The sequence below is a fragment of the Cohnella massiliensis genome, from assembly GCF_900169535.1.
GTDB lineage: Bacteria > Bacillota > Bacilli > Paenibacillales > Paenibacillaceae > Cohnella > Cohnella algarum.
In genome coordinates this window covers 68,679-85,570 of record NZ_LT821255.1, presented here as the reverse complement: position 1 = coordinate 85,570, position 16,892 = coordinate 68,679, and the positions used below count along the sequence as shown (strand labels likewise).

16 protein-coding genes and 2 pseudogenes are annotated in these 16,892 nt (G+C 59.2%); 12 read left to right on the top strand and 6 right to left on the bottom strand.

What is annotated here, in order from left to right:
* The first annotated feature begins 116 nt into the window (after positions 1-116).
* From B7E11_RS03705 to B7E11_RS03690, 4 genes are all read left to right on the top strand, one after another.
* Positions 117-863 carry a GTP cyclohydrolase II gene (locus B7E11_RS03705; RefSeq protein ID WP_080832272.1) on the top strand — a complete coding sequence of 249 codons (747 nt, stop codon included), beginning with the start codon at positions 117-119 and terminating at the stop codon, positions 861-863.
* Between the two features lie 22 nt (positions 864-885).
* On the top strand, positions 886-1,929 hold the full coding sequence (locus B7E11_RS03700; RefSeq protein WP_080832271.1) for an LLM class flavin-dependent oxidoreductase: 1,044 nt from the start codon (positions 886-888) through the stop codon (positions 1,927-1,929).
* A gap of 281 nt (positions 1,930-2,210) precedes the next feature.
* A complete protein-coding gene (locus tag B7E11_RS03695) occupies positions 2,211-2,630 on the top strand; it encodes a DUF1801 domain-containing protein (RefSeq protein WP_080832270.1) in 420 nt (139 codons plus the stop codon).
* Positions 2,631-2,815: 185 nt separating this feature from the next.
* Positions 2,816-3,259, top strand: coding sequence for an SRPBCC family protein (locus B7E11_RS03690; protein ID WP_080832269.1), 444 nt, complete (start codon positions 2,816-2,818; stop codon positions 3,257-3,259).
* Positions 3,260-3,356: 97 nt separating this feature from the next.
* Here the strand turns inward: B7E11_RS03690 and B7E11_RS03685 are convergent, their stop codons facing one another.
* Complete coding sequence (locus tag B7E11_RS03685) at positions 3,357-4,619, bottom strand: sensor histidine kinase (protein WP_080832268.1); 1,263 nt, start codon at positions 4,617-4,619, stop codon at positions 3,357-3,359.
* Positions 4,619-5,296, bottom strand: coding sequence for a response regulator transcription factor (locus B7E11_RS03680; RefSeq protein WP_080832267.1), 678 nt, complete (start codon positions 5,294-5,296; stop codon positions 4,619-4,621). Before B7E11_RS03680 ends, B7E11_RS03685 begins: the two co-directional genes overlap by 1 nt.
* Positions 5,297-5,492: 196 nt before the next feature.
* Between B7E11_RS03680 and B7E11_RS03675 the strand changes: the two genes are divergently transcribed.
* From B7E11_RS03675 to B7E11_RS03665, 3 genes are read left to right on the top strand one after another with little or no spacing between them, the layout of a single operon-like run.
* Complete coding sequence (locus B7E11_RS03675; protein ID WP_080832266.1) at positions 5,493-6,233, top strand: polyphosphate polymerase domain-containing protein; 741 nt, start codon at positions 5,493-5,495, stop codon at positions 6,231-6,233.
* Positions 6,230-6,919: a DUF4956 domain-containing protein gene (locus B7E11_RS03670; RefSeq protein ID WP_080832265.1), complete on the top strand. Its 690-nt coding sequence runs from the start codon at positions 6,230-6,232 to the stop codon at positions 6,917-6,919. The genes B7E11_RS03675 and B7E11_RS03670 overlap by 4 nt, the downstream gene beginning before the upstream one ends.
* A gap of 21 nt (positions 6,920-6,940) precedes the next feature.
* The gene (locus tag B7E11_RS03665; protein ID WP_080832264.1) at positions 6,941-8,947 is read left to right on the top strand and encodes a carbohydrate-binding domain-containing protein; all 2,007 of its coding nucleotides are present in this window, start codon (positions 6,941-6,943) and stop codon (positions 8,945-8,947) included.
* Positions 8,948-9,529: 582 nt separating this feature from the next.
* Here the strand turns inward: B7E11_RS03665 and B7E11_RS03660 are convergent.
* On the bottom strand, positions 9,530-10,186 hold the full coding sequence (locus B7E11_RS03660; protein WP_080832263.1) for a DUF2306 domain-containing protein: 657 nt from the start codon (positions 10,184-10,186) through the stop codon (positions 9,530-9,532).
* A complete protein-coding gene (locus tag B7E11_RS03655; protein ID WP_080832262.1) occupies positions 10,176-10,400 on the bottom strand; it encodes a hypothetical protein in 225 nt (74 codons plus the stop codon). Before B7E11_RS03655 ends, B7E11_RS03660 begins: the two co-directional genes overlap by 11 nt.
* A 185-nt stretch (positions 10,401-10,585) precedes the next feature.
* Between B7E11_RS03655 and B7E11_RS03650 the strand changes: the two genes are divergently transcribed.
* The 4 genes and pseudogenes from B7E11_RS03650 to B7E11_RS03635 all read left to right on the top strand — a co-directional run bounded on the left by B7E11_RS03650 (position 10,586) and on the right by B7E11_RS03635 (position 13,495).
* A complete protein-coding gene (locus B7E11_RS03650; RefSeq protein ID WP_425430051.1) occupies positions 10,586-11,305 on the top strand; it encodes a response regulator transcription factor in 720 nt (239 codons plus the stop codon).
* Entirely contained in the window at positions 11,302-12,381 is a 1,080-nt protein-coding gene (locus B7E11_RS03645) for a sensor histidine kinase (RefSeq protein WP_080832261.1), read from the top strand. Before B7E11_RS03650 ends, B7E11_RS03645 begins: the two co-directional genes overlap by 4 nt.
* Before the next feature lie 262 nt (positions 12,382-12,643).
* Entirely contained in the window at positions 12,644-12,961 is a 318-nt protein-coding gene (locus tag B7E11_RS03640; RefSeq protein ID WP_245809612.1) for an ABC transporter substrate-binding protein, read from the top strand.
* Positions 12,958-13,495, top strand: a pseudogene (locus B7E11_RS03635) (alpha/beta hydrolase). The gene B7E11_RS03640 and the pseudogene B7E11_RS03635 overlap by 4 nt, the downstream one beginning before the upstream one ends.
* 385 nt (positions 13,496-13,880) lie before the next feature.
* Here B7E11_RS03635 and B7E11_RS03630 read toward each other — a convergent pair.
* Complete coding sequence (locus B7E11_RS03630) at positions 13,881-14,243, bottom strand: SRPBCC domain-containing protein (RefSeq protein ID WP_245809620.1); 363 nt, start codon at positions 14,241-14,243, stop codon at positions 13,881-13,883.
* Between the two features lie 23 nt (positions 14,244-14,266).
* Positions 14,267-14,374: pseudogene (locus B7E11_RS30560) on the bottom strand (ATPase); the annotation flags it as partial.
* Between the two features lie 473 nt (positions 14,375-14,847).
* Here B7E11_RS30560 and B7E11_RS03625 point away from each other — a divergent pair.
* Positions 14,848-16,854 carry an S-layer homology domain-containing protein gene (locus B7E11_RS03625; RefSeq protein ID WP_176220594.1) on the top strand — a complete coding sequence of 669 codons (2,007 nt, stop codon included), beginning with the start codon at positions 14,848-14,850 and terminating at the stop codon, positions 16,852-16,854.
* Positions 16,855-16,892 lie beyond the last annotated feature (38 nt).

Sequence of the window (16,892 nt, the reverse complement as noted above, 5' to 3'; positions counted from 1 at the left end):
CACAGAGGACGGCGATAGCCGTTTCGGCTTAGGCATCCTTTCGGAAACCCGAGGGCATACGGTTCCTTTGCCCGGGGCATATTGAAACCAAATTTTTAATCGTAAGGGGTCGTGGCATGCCTGCGCTTCAAGAGAAAGTCGTCTCCATCCTGGAAAAGAAAATTCAATTGATCAAAAGCGGCGAAGAGGCCCTTTACCTGGTGGGGCCGATTCGATTGCCGATCCGTCTGGACGGCGAGACCGTCACGTTCCAATGGTATTGTTGGCTTCGCTGCCAGGAAGTAACCGAGGACGTCGAACGGATCATCGAAAAGCTGTCCTCCGTCAATCTGGCCGAAATGCAGCAGTCCAGCGTTTTGGCGTACGGCGATTTCCGCAACGGCGAGGATGCGCTGATCCGCATGCACTCCATCTGCCACACGGGCGATATTTTCGGCAGCCAGCGGTGCGATTGCGGGTTCCAATTGGAGCAGTCCCTGAAAATGATCGCGGAGCACGGAACGGGCGCCTTGTTTTATCTGGCCAATCACGAGGGAAGAGGAATCGGGCTGTTCAGCAAAGCGATGGCCTACGTCCTGCAGGAAAACGGCTACGATACCGTCGATGCGAATTTGAATCTCGGATTTGTCGACGATGCCCGGAATTACGGCGACGCCATCGAAGTTTTGCGGACGCTTCGTTCGAAGCCGGTCAGGCTGATCACGAACAACCCCAAAAAGCTGGAAGCCTTGAAAAAGGCGGGCATGGACGTCTCGGCCCGGACGCCGCTGTGGGGCAGCGCTTCCGAATTTAACGAAAAATATTTGCAAACCAAAATAATCCGCTCCGGCCACCTGGCGGAAAGCGGCTGTCCGAACGATTAACCGGGAGGCTCGAGGTGGCGGGATGAATTTCGAAATCGGTCTTTATACGCTTGGAGATCTCGTGCCGGACCCGCATGCCGGCAACACGATCAGCCCCCGGCAGCGGTTGAAGGAGACGATCGAGGCGGCGAAGCTGGCCGACGAAGCGGGGCTCGATCTGTTCGGCGTCGGCGAGCATCATCGGTTGGACTATGCCGTTTCGGCGCCGCCGGTCGTCCTCGCGGCGATCGCCCAGGCGACGAAACGGATCAAATTGACGAGCGCGACGACCGTCATCAGCACGGCGGACCCGGTCCGGCTGTTCGAGGACTTCGCCACGCTGGACTTGCTGTCGGACGGCCGGGCGGAAATCATCGCAGGGCGCGGAGCGTTCGTGGAATCGTTCCCGCTTTTCGGCTACGATACGAACGATTACGACGACCTTTTTGCCGAAAATATGGACTTGTTTCTGAAGCTGAACGAAGCGGACGTCGTCTCCTGGTCGGGCCGGTTTCGATCCCCGTTGGCGAGCGCCGAAATCGCCCCCCGGCCGGTCCAAAGCCGATTGCCGATCTGGGTTGGCGTCGGGGGCTCGCCGGAGAGCGCGATTCGCGCCGGAAGGCTCGGGGTCGGCATGGCGATCGCGATTCTCGGCGGCGAGCCCGAACGGTTCAAGCCGCTCGTCGATCTTTATCGCAAGGCCGGCGCCGAAGCCGGCTTCGTCCCGGAGGAGCTCAAGGTAGGCATCACGGGGCACGGGTATGTCGCCGCGACGACGCAGCAAGCGAAAGAGGAATACTTCCCCTATTATGCGAATTACCGTTCTTACGTCAGCCGCGGGAGAGGAACCGAGAGCAGGGTGACCCGGGCCGAATTCGAACGATTGGCGGGCCCGGACACCGCCTTGTTCGTGGGCAGCCCGCAGCAAATCATAGAGAAAATCCTCTATCAATACGAACTGTTCGGGCACCGGCGCTTCATGGCCCAGATCGACATCGGCGGCATGCCGTTCCGCAAAGTCGCGGAAGGCATCGAGCTGCTGGCGACGAAGGTCGCGCCGGCGATTCGGAAAGAGACGGGGAAGTAAGTTTCAGTGGGGCGACTCTGACCTGGTCAGAGTCTATTTGTTTTATAGGGGCCAATCCCCGATTTATTTTTCAGCCTCTTTTCACTTCATCCAGCGTTTTTCCGCTGCTGTTCTTCCAATCCGCCCAACCGTTGGACGGTCTGGGATAACCAATCGATTATAATTTCGCTATTGATGAATACGCATCGGCCAGTTTCGTTTAAAATGATGTTGTCCGGAGTGTAATCATCCATGGGATTCAACCTAATATCGTAAACGCCCCCAAAAAGGAGAGTCCGCCGATGTACGAGCTGAAAACGAAAGAAACCGACAACAGCGTCATCGAGTTCATCGAAAATGTAGACAACCCCAAGAAACGCGAAGATGCCTATGCGCTTTTGGACCTTTTTGCCGAAACGACCGGCTATCCGGCCAAAATGTGGGGACCGAGCATCATCGGCTTCGGCTCGTACCACTACAAATATGCGTCAGGCCATGAAGGCGACGCGCCGCTCGTCGGCTTTTCGCCGAGAAAGGCGAAGATCAGCCTTTATTTCGCGACGGGCGACGAGAAGCGGGAAGAGCTGCTGCGGAATTTCGGCAAACATACGGCAGGCAAAGGGTGCGTCTATATTAACAAGGTCGCGGATATCGATACGGACGTCCTGAAGGCGCTCATCGAGCAGTCGGTGAAGTTTTTGAGGGAGACCTACCCGGGTTGAATCGGGCCGCTTTTCCGCGTTATATCGGCGCGAGGCCCGATTAACGGCCTCACGGTGCCGTTAATTTCGCGTAAGCGCCCTTTCCATACCGGTTCCGCCGGAAGAATCATCGCTGCGCGAGTTTTTTGCCATAATATCCATGTCAACGCGTCGTACCGATAAAGTAACGAAAAGGAGCGCCACGCATGGTAGACGTTCAAACGGAAACGGTCATCCGCAGCCCCCTGGAACGGGTAGCAGCGTATGCGGCCGACCCCGATCATGCTCCCGAATGGTACGTCAACATCAAATCGGTCGAATGGCAGACCCCGAAGCCGCTGGCGCTCGGTTCCCGGATTGCGTTTCAAGCGGATTTTCTGGGGAGGAGGTTGGCGTACGTATACGAAATCGCGGAATACCGTCCGGGCCGGCTGCTGGTGATGAGAACGGCCGACGGGCCTTTTCCGATGGAGACGACGTATGTCTGGGAACCGGCCGAAGGCGGTTCGACCCGGATGCTTCTTCGCAACCGAGGGAATCCGTCCGGATTTTCCAGACTGTTCGCTCCTTTTATGGCGGCGATGATGCGGAGGGCGAACCGCAAGGATTTGAAGGCGATCAAGCGGATATTGGAAGGACAAGCGCGATAACTCCGTCTTCGGAAAAAGAACGGCGCAGGACTGTCGCCGGCCGTCATGAACGGCGGCCGGGCGGTCCTGCGCTGTTTTGGTTCGAATTCCCGCTATCTTAGCCCAACTGAACGAAGAAGGTCGTCGTCTCGTTCGGCACGCTTTTGGCGTAAATTTTTCCCCGGTGCTGCTCGACGATCGACTTGGCGATGGCAAGGCCGAGGCCGTAGCCGCCGTGCTTGCGCGAACGCGACGGGTCGGCGCGGTAGAAGCGGTCGAAAATTTTGCCGAGATGCTCGGCGGAAATGCCTTCGCCGGTGTTGGTCACGGAGAGCAGGATGTGATGGCCCGTCTTCCTGAGCTTGAGCTCGATCGAGCCTCCGGGATTCGTATATTTGACCGCATTGTCCAGCAAAATCATGGCGACCTGCTTCATCTGCTCGCTGCTGCCGTTCACGGTCAGGCCGGGCTCGATCTCGTAGTCGAGCTCGATGTTTTTCTCGAAGATAACGGCCTCCATCGTGAGGATGACGCTTTCCACGGCTTCGCTCAGGTCGAACGGGACATGGAGAATGCGCTCGCGGACGTCGTCCATCTCGGTCAAATACAGCAGGTCGTTCGTGAGCGTCTTCATGCGCTCGGTTTCCGATTTGATATGGTGCAGCCACTTCGACTGTTCGCGGATCGTATCCTCGCTGTTGGCGAGCAGGACATCGGCATTGGTGTTGATGACGGCCAGCGGCGTCTTCAGTTCGTGCGAGGCGTCGGCGATGAACCGCTTCTGTTTGTTGAAGGCTTCCTGCACCGGCACGATGGCGCGGTTGGCGAAGTAGCGGCTGGCGACATAGATGGCGACCAGCATGACCAGCGCGACGGCGGAAAACGTATAGATGAGATTCGTCAAAATGTTCTGCCGGGCGGTGACGTCCAGATAGACGAGGGAATATCCCGTGACGGTCGGCTGCACGCTATATGCCCAGCGGGTTCCGTCCAGCGTGAACTGGCCGTTATCCGATGGATCGGAGGCCGCTTCCTGAACGGCGATCGCATAGAACTCGTCGTCCATGTCGAACCGGGAGTCGATCTCTGTCAGGTTCCAATCCGCGTCCGCTTGCAAGGAGAACGAGACCGATCGTTCCGCCGGGGGCTCCAGCTTGCCGCGGCCCGTCTGCGGAAAGGGATTGTCCCCCCCTCTGCGCGGCAAGCCGTCCCCCGCGTCCGGTTTGCGGTATGTCTCCGACACGCGTTCCAGGTCCAGCGCGATGTCTCTGCGCACGTCCCGGTACGTGATCGTATAGATGGCGGCGAAGGCAACGAGCATGATGATCGAAATGATGATCATGTTCATCAGGAGAAACCGGTTGCGCAGCTTGTTGAACATCAGGAGGCCCCCTCCAACACGTACCCTACGCCCCGAATCGTGGCGATCCGGACGGACGCGTTCAGGAACGCGAGCTTTTTCCGCAAGAATGAGATGTACACTTCCACGTTATTGTGCTCGGCATCGGAGTCGAACCCCCACAGCTTCTCGATAATTTGCTCCTTGGAGGTCACCGCCTGCTTCCTCGCGATCAGGAGCTCGAGCAGCTCGCTTTCCTTCAGAATCAGCTTCAGTTCCTTCCCTTTGCACGTGAGCTTAAGCGTCGACGTGTTCAATTCGATATCTCCGAATTTCAGCCCGTCCTCCGGCACGACCTCGCCCTTGCGCCTTAACGCCGCCCGGATCCGCGCCAGCAGCTCGCCGGTCGAAAAAGGCTTGGCGACGTAGTCGTCCGCCCCGTGGTCGAGGCCCGCGATTTTGTCCGGCACCTCGCCTTTGGCCGTCAGCATGATGACCGGCGTCGAAATCCCTTCGGCGCGCAGCGTTTTGAGCAGCGTGATCCCGTCCATCTCCGGAAGCATGATATCGAGCAGCAGCAGGTCGTAAATGCCGCTCAGCGCGTTGTCCAGTCCCGATTGGCCGTCGTGGACCGCGTCGACGGAATAATGGTTTTTTTTCAATATTTGAGCCAGCGCCTCCGCCAGATGCACTTCGTCCTCTACGATTAAAATTCTCATGGCTGCAGCCCCTTTAGGTTGACGTGCCTCTATTGTAGGAACGGAACCTTTAATCAACCTTAATAGTAGCATCCGCTTGCGGCCGGGAGAAACTTTTTTACATTGCGATAACAATTTAAGCTTCGCTAAAGGTTGGCGCTCTAACATACAGACATGAAAGGGCGAGGACATCGCCGACGGAAAGGGAGTGCCGCTCATGGCAATCGAAGTGTTCAACCGTTACGAAAACAAATATTTGATGGACGCCCAGGCCTTTCATGGCCTTTATCACCGCCTGATGGAATATATGGAGCTCGACGAATACAACAAAAACGGCAAGTTCTACTCCATCAGCAACCTCTACTACGATACCGATCGCCATACGCTGATCCGCAACAGCCTGGCAAAGCCGAAGTACAGGGAGAAGCTGCGGATTCGGGCTTACGGAGTTCCCGAGAGCGATGCGAAAGTGTACCTGGAGCTGAAAAAAAAGGTGTTCGGCGTCGTCAACAAGCGAAGGACGGCGCTTAAGCTAAGCGAAGCTTACGAATTCGTCCGGACGGGGAAAGCGCCGGCATTCCGAGCCGGGATGAACCGGCAGGTGATCGGGGAGATCGAGTACTTCCTGTCGAGATACGAGCTTCGGCCGATGGTGTACCTTGCGTATGACCGGATCGCGATGTTTTGCAAGGGGAACCGGGATTTGCGCATCACCTTCGACACGAACATCCGGTCGCGGCGGCACGATCTGAGGCTGGAGAGCGGCGACCGCGGCGAGCAGCTGCTCGAGGACGGGCAGTGGCTGATGGAAGTGAAGGCGGAGAAGACGGTTCCGGTCTGGCTGGCAAAAATGCTGTCGGAGCACAAGATGTACCGGACGAGCTTCTCCAAATACGGCAACGAGTACAAAAAGTCCGTTCGATACGCAAAACCGGAAAGGGAGAGAGTCGTCCTATGATCGAATCCATCGAGTCCATTATCGCTTCCGGCGCGGCAAGCGCGGAATTGACGTTAACCTACGCGCTGCTGACGTTCGCCGTCTCCATCGTGCTTGGCTCCGTGATCAGCCTTACGTATATGAAGACGCAGCCGGCGTTTTCCCCCAGCTTTACGCTGACGATGATCGTGCTGCCGACGATCGTGGCCATCATCATTTTGCTGATCGGCAGCAACATCGCCAGAGCTTTCAGCCTCGCCGGGGCGTTCTCCATCATCCGGTTCCGAAGCGCCCCGGGCGATTCCAAGGATATTTCGTACGTTCTGTTCTCGATGGCGGCCGGGCTTGCCTGCGGCGTCGGCGCGTACGGCTACGCGGTGCTGTTCACGGTATGCTTGTGCCTGCTTATGTTCGTCCTGAAAGCCTTCAAATTCGGACAAAACAAATCGCCGCTCAAGCTGCTCAAGGTCACGATCCCGGAAAGTCTGGGCTACGAGGAAGCTTTCGACGAAGTGTTCCGAAAGTTCGGCATCGACTATGAGCTGAAAAAAGTCCGGACGACCGAGCTGGGCAGCCTTTACGAAGTCGTCTACGCGGTGAACCTGAAGCCCGAGACGAACCAGAAGGAGTTTCTCGACGCGATCCGGTGCCGGAACGGCAATCTGGACATTGCGCTCACCATGAATCCTGCGGTGCAGGAATATTAAACCAGGAAAGGTTGATTAGAAATGAAAAACGATTCCCGAATGAAACTTATCGGCATCACGCTTCTTTGCGCCATTTTGGCGGCGGGGTGCAGCTCGAACGCTTCGTCTTCCGATGCGGGCGCGTCCTCGGCCGCGGCCTCCGCCGAGGCCGTTCAAACGAGCGAAGCCGGCGCTTCCGCCGCGACCGCGCAGCTGGCGGCTCTCCATCTGGACGACCAGGTCGAATACGACGAAGACGACGAGTCGACGGCGTGGAGCGAGGACGGCTCGACGATGATTACCCTCGACGGCTCCGACGCCAGCGTTGCCGGGGCGGGAGCGGCGGCGGACGGCGGCGTCGTGACGATTACGGAGGCCGGCACCTATGTCGTGAGCGGAACGCTGGACGACGGTCAGCTTGCGGTCAACGCCCCGGACGAAGTCGTGCATATCGTATTGAACGGCGCGGAAATCCATAACTCCGACGGTGCCGCCATTCATGTGGTCGAAGCGGGCAAAGCCGTCATTACGCTGCAGGAAGGAACGGAAAATGCGCTGACGGACGGCGAGACGTACGCGGATACGTCCGAAGACGCGCCGACCGCCGCCCTGTACAGCCAAGGCGACCTGACGATCAACGGCGCCGGCAAGCTGACCGTGCAGGGGAACGGCAACGACGGCATCACCGGCCGGGACGATCTGAAGATCGTGAACGGCGAGATCGTCGTCGAGGCGGCGGACGACGGCATCATCGGCCGCGATCTGCTGGCGGTCAAGGCCGGCACGATCGCGGTCGCGGCGGGCGGGGGCGGCATGAAGTCGTCGAACGACGCCGACGCGGACAAAGGCGTCATCGCCATCGCCGGCGGCACGTTCGACATTACCGCCGGGGGCGACGGCTTTCAGGCGGCGACCTCGCTGCTGATCGCGGACGGATCGTTCGCGATCGTGTCCGGCGGAGGCAGCGCGGCGGCCGCGCCGCAAACCGGCGCGGATAACGGAGGCGTTAGCCCGCAACGAAGTCAAACGGCCGCCCAGACCGGGACGGCCGACACGGAAGCTGCGGAAACGACCAGCGCCAAGGGGCTTAAAGCGGCGGCGGATATCGTGATCGCGGGCGGCTCCTTCCAAATCGACGCCGCGGACGATGCCGTCCACAGCAACGCGAACGTCAGCATTTCGGGCGGACAATTCAGCCTGGCAACCGGCGACGACGGCATTCATGCGGACGCCTCGCTCGCCATTGGCGGCGGTTCGATCGAAATTACCGAGAGCTACGAAGGGATCGAGGGGTCGGACATCGCGATCGCGGGCGGCGAAATTCGGCTTGTAGCCAGCGACGACGGCATCAACGTGGCCGGCGGCAACGACGAATCGGCCGCGGGCGGCCGCGGCGGCCCGGACTCGTTCAGCTCCAGCGGCGGAGCGCTGACGATAACCGGCGGCTACCTGGCGCTGAACGCTTCGGGCGACGGCCTCGATTCCAACGGCTCGATCGTCATGTCCGGCGGCACCGTGCTGGTGAACGGCCCGACGATGAACGGCAACGGCTCGCTCGACTATAACGGCACCTTCGAGCAAACGGGCGGCCTTCTCGTCGCCGCCGGCAGCTCGGGCATGGCTCAGGCGCCGTCCGAGGATTCATCGCAGCGCTCCGTCATGATGACGTTCCCGAGCGCGCTGGAGGCGGGCACGCTGATCACGCTGGCGAACAGCCAGGGAGAGCCGGTCGTCTCCTTCGCTCCGGCGAAGTCTTTCCAGACCGTCGTCATCTCTTCGCCGGATCTGACGGAAGGCGAGACGTACGCGTTCTACACGGGCGGCACGTCGACCGGCGCCGAAACGGACGGCCTGTACGAAGGCGGCGCCTTGACGGGCGGAACGGAAGTCGTCAGCTTCGCGCTCGGCGCGAGCGTCACCTACGTGAACGAGTCCGGCGTCACGACCGCCGGAAGCGGCATGGGCGGCATGGGCGGAGGCCGAGGCGGCATGGGACGCGGCGGCATGGGAGCAGGCCGGGATGCGGCCGTGGACGCAGCGCCGCAGTAAGGCGGCGGGGGCCGGGCGCGGTTGAGGGCTGAAGTGCTGTCGCGACATCGAGACAAGCAGCGGAGAAGGACGAAAAGGGTGCTGCTCCAAACCCGGCGCAGCGAGGTCGGCCTGGAGCGCTTCCCTCGCGAGATTGGTTATTATGCGGCAATTCCCGGATCCGGATCGTTTTACGATACTGAAAAACTGCGTTCCACATTGGTGGACGAACTCAGATGGGTAACCATGACTCATCTCACCCCTCCGCATGCACGCTGACGATCCAGTTGAGTCGTGGTTACCCATCTCAACCCGCCGAACGCAAACATTCGTACGCACTTGAGCAAAATTTACTCATCTCACCACCTCCGCATGCACGCTGACGATCCAGTTGAGTCGTGGTTACCCATCTCTACCCGCCGAACGCAAACATTCGTACGCACTTGAGCAAAATTTACTCATCTCACCACCTCCGCATGCACGCTGACGATCCAGTTGAGTCGTGGTTACCCATCTCTACCCGCCATTCGCTATCCCCGGAACTCTGCCTTTCCAGTAGCCGTCAGCGGAAGAAGCAGCCGCTTAACCGACACCTAAGCTGCCTCACGCAGTCCGGCCGATGCCAATCCCCTGCGGCGGATTTCGGAAAAACAGCCGGATCGCAAGCTCCGCCGCCAGGAAAAGGGCGACGATCGCGGCGATTACGCTTGCCGCGTAGCCGTTGGCGTAGCTCATTCCGAGCAAGTCCACGAACACCAGCAGCAGCATATGGATCGCTTGGTTCGTGAAGCAGAACGCGTAGCTGCGAACCATCCAGCGGCGGTGCTTCTGGATTTGCTTACGTTTGATTTGAACAAGAGCCGTAATCGTAATCGCCATCCAGACGATGTTGAGCAGGTTGAACGAGATGCTGACGATTTTTCCTCCGGTCGCGTAAGGGGCCAAGTAACCCGAGGTGATGATGACCGCAGCAACGCTGACGATATAGACGTATCCCGTCCCCCGATGCAGCGTCCTGTATTTGCGCAGCAGCTTGCCGGAGAAATTCATCGCTCCCGCAAGCAAAGCGGCGCAGGCGAATCCGATGTGGATATCGACCATCGTCAGCCATAACGGAAGCCGAATCGGGCGATCGAGCCCGGTTTTGCGGCTTAGAAACTCGGCAAACGCCGGATCGAATACGAAGCGGTTCAGGATCGTCCAGACGATCCAGACGGCCGCGACGGCGACGACAATGCGGTACGGCGTTTTACTTTTCATCGCTGCGGTCGCCCTTAACGATTGCTTTCAGCCGCCTGTATTCCGCTTCCCCGATTTCCCCTTTGGCAAGCCGCAGGCTCAGCGCGGCTTCCGCCTCTCGCGCCGCTCTTTTGCCGAACCCGCGGAGCCGGGAGAACTGAAACGCGCCGAATACGAACAGCGAGACAAAAAACCAGAAATGCATCGAGAACAAAAGACTTCGTGGAAATTCCATGACGTGCGCTCCTTTTTTTTCGCGATTCAGGCCTCTGCCCAAAGAATACCCGACAAATATACCGGAACGAGGGGCGAAAAAATCACAATATAATCAACAAACGATCACGATTCGTGGCGACCGAGGCCTCGCGGGCGGGAGAGTGTTATACTGGCAGTAACCTTAGAGCGGACCGGAGCAGCCGGATGGCGCAGAAAAAGCGGGGGATAGCGGTGAACGGACGGCAAACCGTCCTTGTCGTCGACGACGACAGGAGCATCGTGGAGTTAATGAGGGATTTTTTGGAAAATGACGGATTTCGGGTAATGACGGCGTTTGACGCGGAGGAAGCGCTGGCCTTGTTTCGGGAAGCCGCCGTCGACTGCCTCGTCGCGGACGTTATGATGCCCGGACAGGACGGCTTCGAGCTGTGCCGGAAAATCAGGGCGGTCAGCGACGTGCCGATTTTGTTTCTGAGCGCGCGGGACGACGACGTCCACAAAATCCGCGGCCTGGGGTTGGGCGGCGACGATTACATTGTCAAAACCGCGTCCCCCGGCGAAGTCGTCGCCCGCGTGAAGGCGGTGCTGCGGAGGTACGGCCATGCCCGCAACGCCGCCCCCCGCGTGCTGAATTACGGGCGCATGCAGTTGAATTTCGACACCCGCGAAGTGCTTGTCGACGGGGAGCCGGTCGCTTTAACGCCCAAGGAGTATGACCTCCTTCGCCTGCTGAGCGAGCATCCGCGCCAGGTGTTTACGTACGACCAGCTGCTGGAACGATTGTGGGAAGGCGTCGGCGACAAGCATACGGTACGGGTGCACATCGCCCGGCTTCGCGAAAAGATCGAGACCGACCCGAACGAGCCTCTCTACTTGACGAATGTGTGGGGAGTCGGCTACCGGTTCGAGGGGAAACCGCGATGAAGAAGCTTCGGGTACGCAGCTTCATGATTCTGGCTCCCGTTTTGATCAGCGCGTCGGCCTGGGTCACGTACGTGATCGTCCGTTTCGCGGCAACCGGCACGCTCGTCTTCGGGTCGGAAGATCGCGCCCCCGATCCCGACCTCATCTGGTTTTCCTCGCTGTTCGGGTTCGCGCTGGCCGTCTTCCTGATCGGATACGCCATGCGCAAATGGATCGCGAGGCCGCTCGAAGCGATGGGCGAGGCGGCCAGACGAATCGCCGGGGGGGATCTCGACGTCGAACTGCCCGAATCCCGCATCCGGGAAATCGCCGAGGCGCGCGAAGGGTTCGAAGCGATGGTGGCGGGGCTGCGGCAATCCGTCGAGCGCCGGGCCGAACTGGAGGAGGAAAGGCGCTTCTTCATCGGCGCCATCGCGCACGATTTGCGCACGCCTTTGTTCGCCCTGAGAGGGTATCTCGACGGCCTTGATCAAGGGATTGCCTCTTCGCCGGAACAGATGAAGAAGTACGTGGCCGTCTGCAAAGAAAAGTCGAATCAGCTCGACCGGCTCGTGTCGGACCTGTTCGCTTACGCGAAGACGGAGTATAGGGAGACGGTACGGCTGGAGGACCATGCGGATCTAGCCGAGGTCGTTCATAAATCCGTCGACGGCATCCGCCGGGCGGCCGAGTCGAAGAACATCTCCGTTCGCGCGGAGATCCCCGGCGAAGCTTGCCCGGCAAGGGGAGACGCCCACTTGCTTGAACGGGCCGTAAGCAACCTTTTGGACAATGCGGCGAGGCATACTCCGGCTCATGGCGAAATCTTCGTCCGGTGCCATGCGGAGGGCGGCCGCGCGGTCGTCACCGTCCGGGACACGGGCTCCGGCTTCGCACTGTCCGATCTGGAGCGCGTCTTCGAGCCACTGTACCGGGGGGAGGCTTCGCGGAACCGGGACACGGGCGGGGCCGGGCTGGGGTTGACCATCGCCAGGCGGATTTTTCGGGCGCACGGCGGGGATCTGGCCGCGGCCAATCGCCCGGAGGGCGGGGCGGAGCTGACCGGCTGGCTTCCGGTTTCGGAGGGCGGCGATTAAATCGGGGATTTCCGCGGTCGCTGTTCTCTAGGCATTTTCTCGACATCGGTGTATGATAATTGAGAATAAATATCAATTGCGATGGCCGATTGATTGTGCAGGAGGCAAAGTGGCAATGCTCCGAAGCGAGCGCGAAGCACGGCGGAGCAGGCATTGAAAGTCTACGCCGACAAGGCCGAAACGGCAAAAACGAAGCTGGCGCCATTGTCGGAAGGCAAAAAGGCGGCGATCATTCGTTTTAATGCAAAAGGCATGTTTCTTTTTGAATGGCAATTACTTCAGCGGCTACGTCCTTGCGCACGATCTTGGCTTTGCCCAGAGCAGCCTGGTTTCGGGCGGCACCCTCGACGTCTCGCTGGAAATCCTGCCCGAATTGGATGCCGATTATATTTTCCTCGTGAAAGACGGAAGCCAGGGAGACCAATTTCTGAACGAATTGAAGGAAAGCAACGTTTGGAAAAACATGCCCGCAGTCAAAAACGGCAACGTGTACGAGACGGAGAGCGACTACTGGCTGAGCGGCGGGCTTATCGCGCAAGGGAAAGTGATCGACGACGTCGTGAGGTTCCTCGCGCCATGAACGCAAAAACGAAAATCCCGTATATACCCGATCGTTGCTACGAATATCCGATGACGTCGAACGCGCGGCTGGATTATCGGATTCTGATTGCCGCCCCGGCGGACGAGCCTCCGCCAAGCGGCTATGCGGTCGTCTATGCGTTGGACGGCGACGCGTTGTTCCGGACGCTTGCGGAAGCCGTCAGGCTGCAAACGCGCAAGCCGAAGGGGTACGATCCGATTCTGGTCGTCGGAATCGGATATCCGTCCGGGGAGCCCCTCCGTCTGGTGGGGAAACGGCGAGGTGCTGAAGGAGCTGGAGAGGTTCAAACAGACTTGGCAGGGAGAGCACCCGCTTCACTTGCTGCTGGCCATCGGCGCCAACGAACTGGAGGATATGCTGGAGGGGGCGGAGAAAGTAGCGGAGGGCTTGCGTCCGCTGGCCCAGCAAAACGTTTATATGAAGCATGTCAAGTTCGCGGACGAAGAACATGTAAGCGTCCTGCCTGCCATCCTCGGCCGTATTCCGCGTTTTTTATGGTCCGATCGGAGATAAGGCAAAATGGATTTCGACCGTCAGGGGATGTCTTCCTTGACGGTTTTATTTTGGAATTCACCTCGCTATAGAGCGGTTGCAGAAGCTTAAGGAACGGAGAAAAGAGGACAGCTCAAGCGGAGGGAGACCTATGCTGGATTTTGTCCAATCTAGGAAGCGGAAAAGGAAGAAACCGTTAGCCAGAGTGGATTTTATCCAACGAGAAACATGAAATTTGGGTGAAAACGCCGAAAAGCCCCCGCCAGATTGGACAAAATCCAACGAAGATGACGTGTTTTGCGAAAAAACCGGTTTTGATTGGACAAAATCCAACCAAGCTTTGCCGAGGCCGGCATAGAAACGGAAAAAGCCAGCGAATGAATCGTTCATCCGCTGCTTCTTTGCGTTAGTTTCCGGTAAGCAAGGCGAGCAGTTCCGCAAGCCGGTCCAGCGTTTGCTTGCCGCCCTCGACCGCTCCGTATTCTCTGACGGCGTGATCGCGTTCCGCGGCCGTTTTGAACAGCAGCCGCATCGTGATCGAAGTTCCGCCGTCGTCTTCCCGGAACGTAACCGTCGTTTGAAACTGCCCCGGGCTTTCCTCTTCTCCGTCGCTCGTCGCATAGACGAGCCGCTCCGGCTTTTGCATCTCGACGAACACGATTTGATTCGGAAAGGCGACGCCGTCAGGGCCGTGCATCGTAAATTTCCATACGCCCCCCGGCTTGAAATCGAATTGCTGCGAAGCGATCTTGAATCCCCTCGGCCCCACCAATTCGCAAGATGTTCCGGACGCGACCAGGCTTCCCAGACCAATTCCCGCGGAGCGTTAAAGCTGCGGTTCAATACGATTTCCCTGTCCTCTGCGTTCTCGGTTTCCGGATATCCTTGGTTTTCCGCCATTGATAAAACCTCCGTCATTTAGGCCCTTTGTCGGGCGGTTTGTCTTTGTGGATTAAATATACCATAATGAGAATATTCCTGTAAAGGAATATTTAAAATGAGCGTATCTCGCCGATCGGGAACCGTTCGAACCTGACTGAAATGCTTGATTTGGACTATATGCGCGAGAAAGTAAGCGAAGAGCATCCGATGCTTCTCAAGCGACTGGAAGATACTCTCGAATGGGTCAAAAAAAATACGATCGACTAGCGGCCTCGTTTACGGGGTCGCTTCTTTTTTTGCCGTGTCGTTTGCCGACGAATCCGATCCATCCGAAGGGACTATCGAACGAGAAATGCGACATTAGTCCCTATTTCGGAAAAGTATTTTGCTTTTATACTTGGTATTGAGGGAAATTCGTGTCTGTTTTCCCATCATTTTTACATAATGGAGGGGTTCGTATTCGCAAAACAGGCAAACGGCATTTTTGGAGCGTGGCCGTTCTCGTTTGCGGTTTGGCCTTGACGTCCCAGGCCGCCTCGGCGGCGGACGTGTCCCAATTCGCCGATCTGGAGTCCGTCGATCCGTCGTTGAAGAAGAAAATCGAAGCCCTGCTCGAAGCCGGGGTTTTCGAAGGAACCGGCGACGACTCATTCGGCCTTCAAGAGCAGATGAGCAGGGCGGAGCTCGCAAAGGTTATGTCTCTCGTGTTCGACCTCAAGGTCGATTCCGTCCTGATTCCCGGTTCCGGCAGCTTTCAGGACGTGACTTCGGAGCATTGGGCAAGCCGCTTTATCGAAGCGGTCACAGAAGCGGGATTGATGGAGGGCACGGGCAACGGAGAGTTCGATCCCTCCGGAACGGTCACGCTGGAACAGCTTGCCGCGGTGCTTGTCCGAGGCTTGGGGGAAGAGACGAACACCCCCTCCCAGGGGTCCTCCTCCAACGTCGACGCTTCCGAATGGGCGAAAGGATACGTCGCCCGGGCGCTCGAATTAAAGCTGCTTCAAGCGGGAAGCGACGGAACCTTCGCAGGAACCGGCGCGGCGACCCGGGAAACGCTCGTTCAAAGCGCCTTTGAGACGAAGAAGGCGATCGAGCCCGAGCTCGATGTCCGAAGCGCCGTTCTGGATGCGGGCAATCGGCTGACCATCGAATTTTCCGCGGCGATCGATCCCGATTCGTTCGAGCTGTCGAATATTCGGATTAACGGGATCCCGCTCGGGGACGGCGACGCGACGTACACGCTCTCCGAAGACGGCAAGCAGCTGATCGTCACGTTGAAGTCGACCTTCTACGCGGGAAATGCGGAGAACGCCCGAATCGAGGTTGCGGGCATCCGCTCTCTGTTCGACGCGCCGATGTCCGAAGCCCGGCAAACCGTCGCGCTGACCGTCACGAATCCGCCGGCGCCGCCGGTGACGTCTCCGGCTCCGGCTCCGGTCATCGTTACGGCGATGCCGACGGCGGATCCTGCAGGCGGCGAAGTGGCGTCCGGGACCGCGGTTGCGCTGAGCACGTCCACGGCGGGCGCAAGCATTTACTATACGACGGACGGCAGCGAGCCGACGACGGACAGCGCTCTGTACGGCGAGCCCATCGCCATAACGGGGCCGACGACGATCAAGGCGTTCGCGGTAAAGGCCGGCGAGACGGCCAGCGCGGTGATGAGCGCCAGCTACACGATAGCGGTCGAGCCGCCGGAGGACACGACGCCGCCGGGCTTTGCGGCGACTTATCCGAAAGCCGGCGCAGCGCAGGCCGACGGCAGCCGGAAGGTTGAGCTTCTCGTTCGGGCGGACGAAGCCGGAACGGCGTACTACGTCGTCGTGGCGGAAGGGGCGGAGGCGCCGAGCGCGGCGCAGGTGATGGCCGGTCTGGACGGCTTCGGCGATACCGCGTTGGACAGCGGAAGCGGGGCGATGACGGCAGGCGAGGAGCTGGTTGTCGTCACGGAAGCATTGCCTGCGGACGCAACGGCTTATGACGTTTACGTCGTGGCGGCGGATGCGGCGGGCAACGCGACGGCACCGGCCAAAGTGGACGTCACGACTCCGCCGTCGGACGTCGTCGAGCCGCCGGGGGACACGACGCCTCCGAATTTTGCGCCGACCTATCCGAAAGCGGGGACGGTCCTGCCGAACGGCAGCCGCCAGGTGATGTTCAAAGTGCGGACGGATGAAGCGGGTTGGCTTAAGTACGTCGTCGTTCCGGACGGGGACCGGCCGCCGGACGCGGAGCAGATCGAGTCCGGGTTTAACGGCGAGAACGGAGCGGCCCTTGCCTTCGGTCAAGGGGGCTTGGAGGCCGACATGGAATACGATGTTCTCGTCCTCGATCCCCTGCCGGCCGATGCGACGGCATACGAAATTTACATCATCGTGACGGATGAGGCCGGGAACGCGACAGCGCCGGTCAAATTGGACGTCACGACGCCGCCGGCCAAAGTGATCACGACGCCGCCGGCCAAAGTGATCACGACGCCGCCGGCAGCAGAATAAAGCGAACCTCCGGAAACGCGCGAACGCGGGCAGCTGCC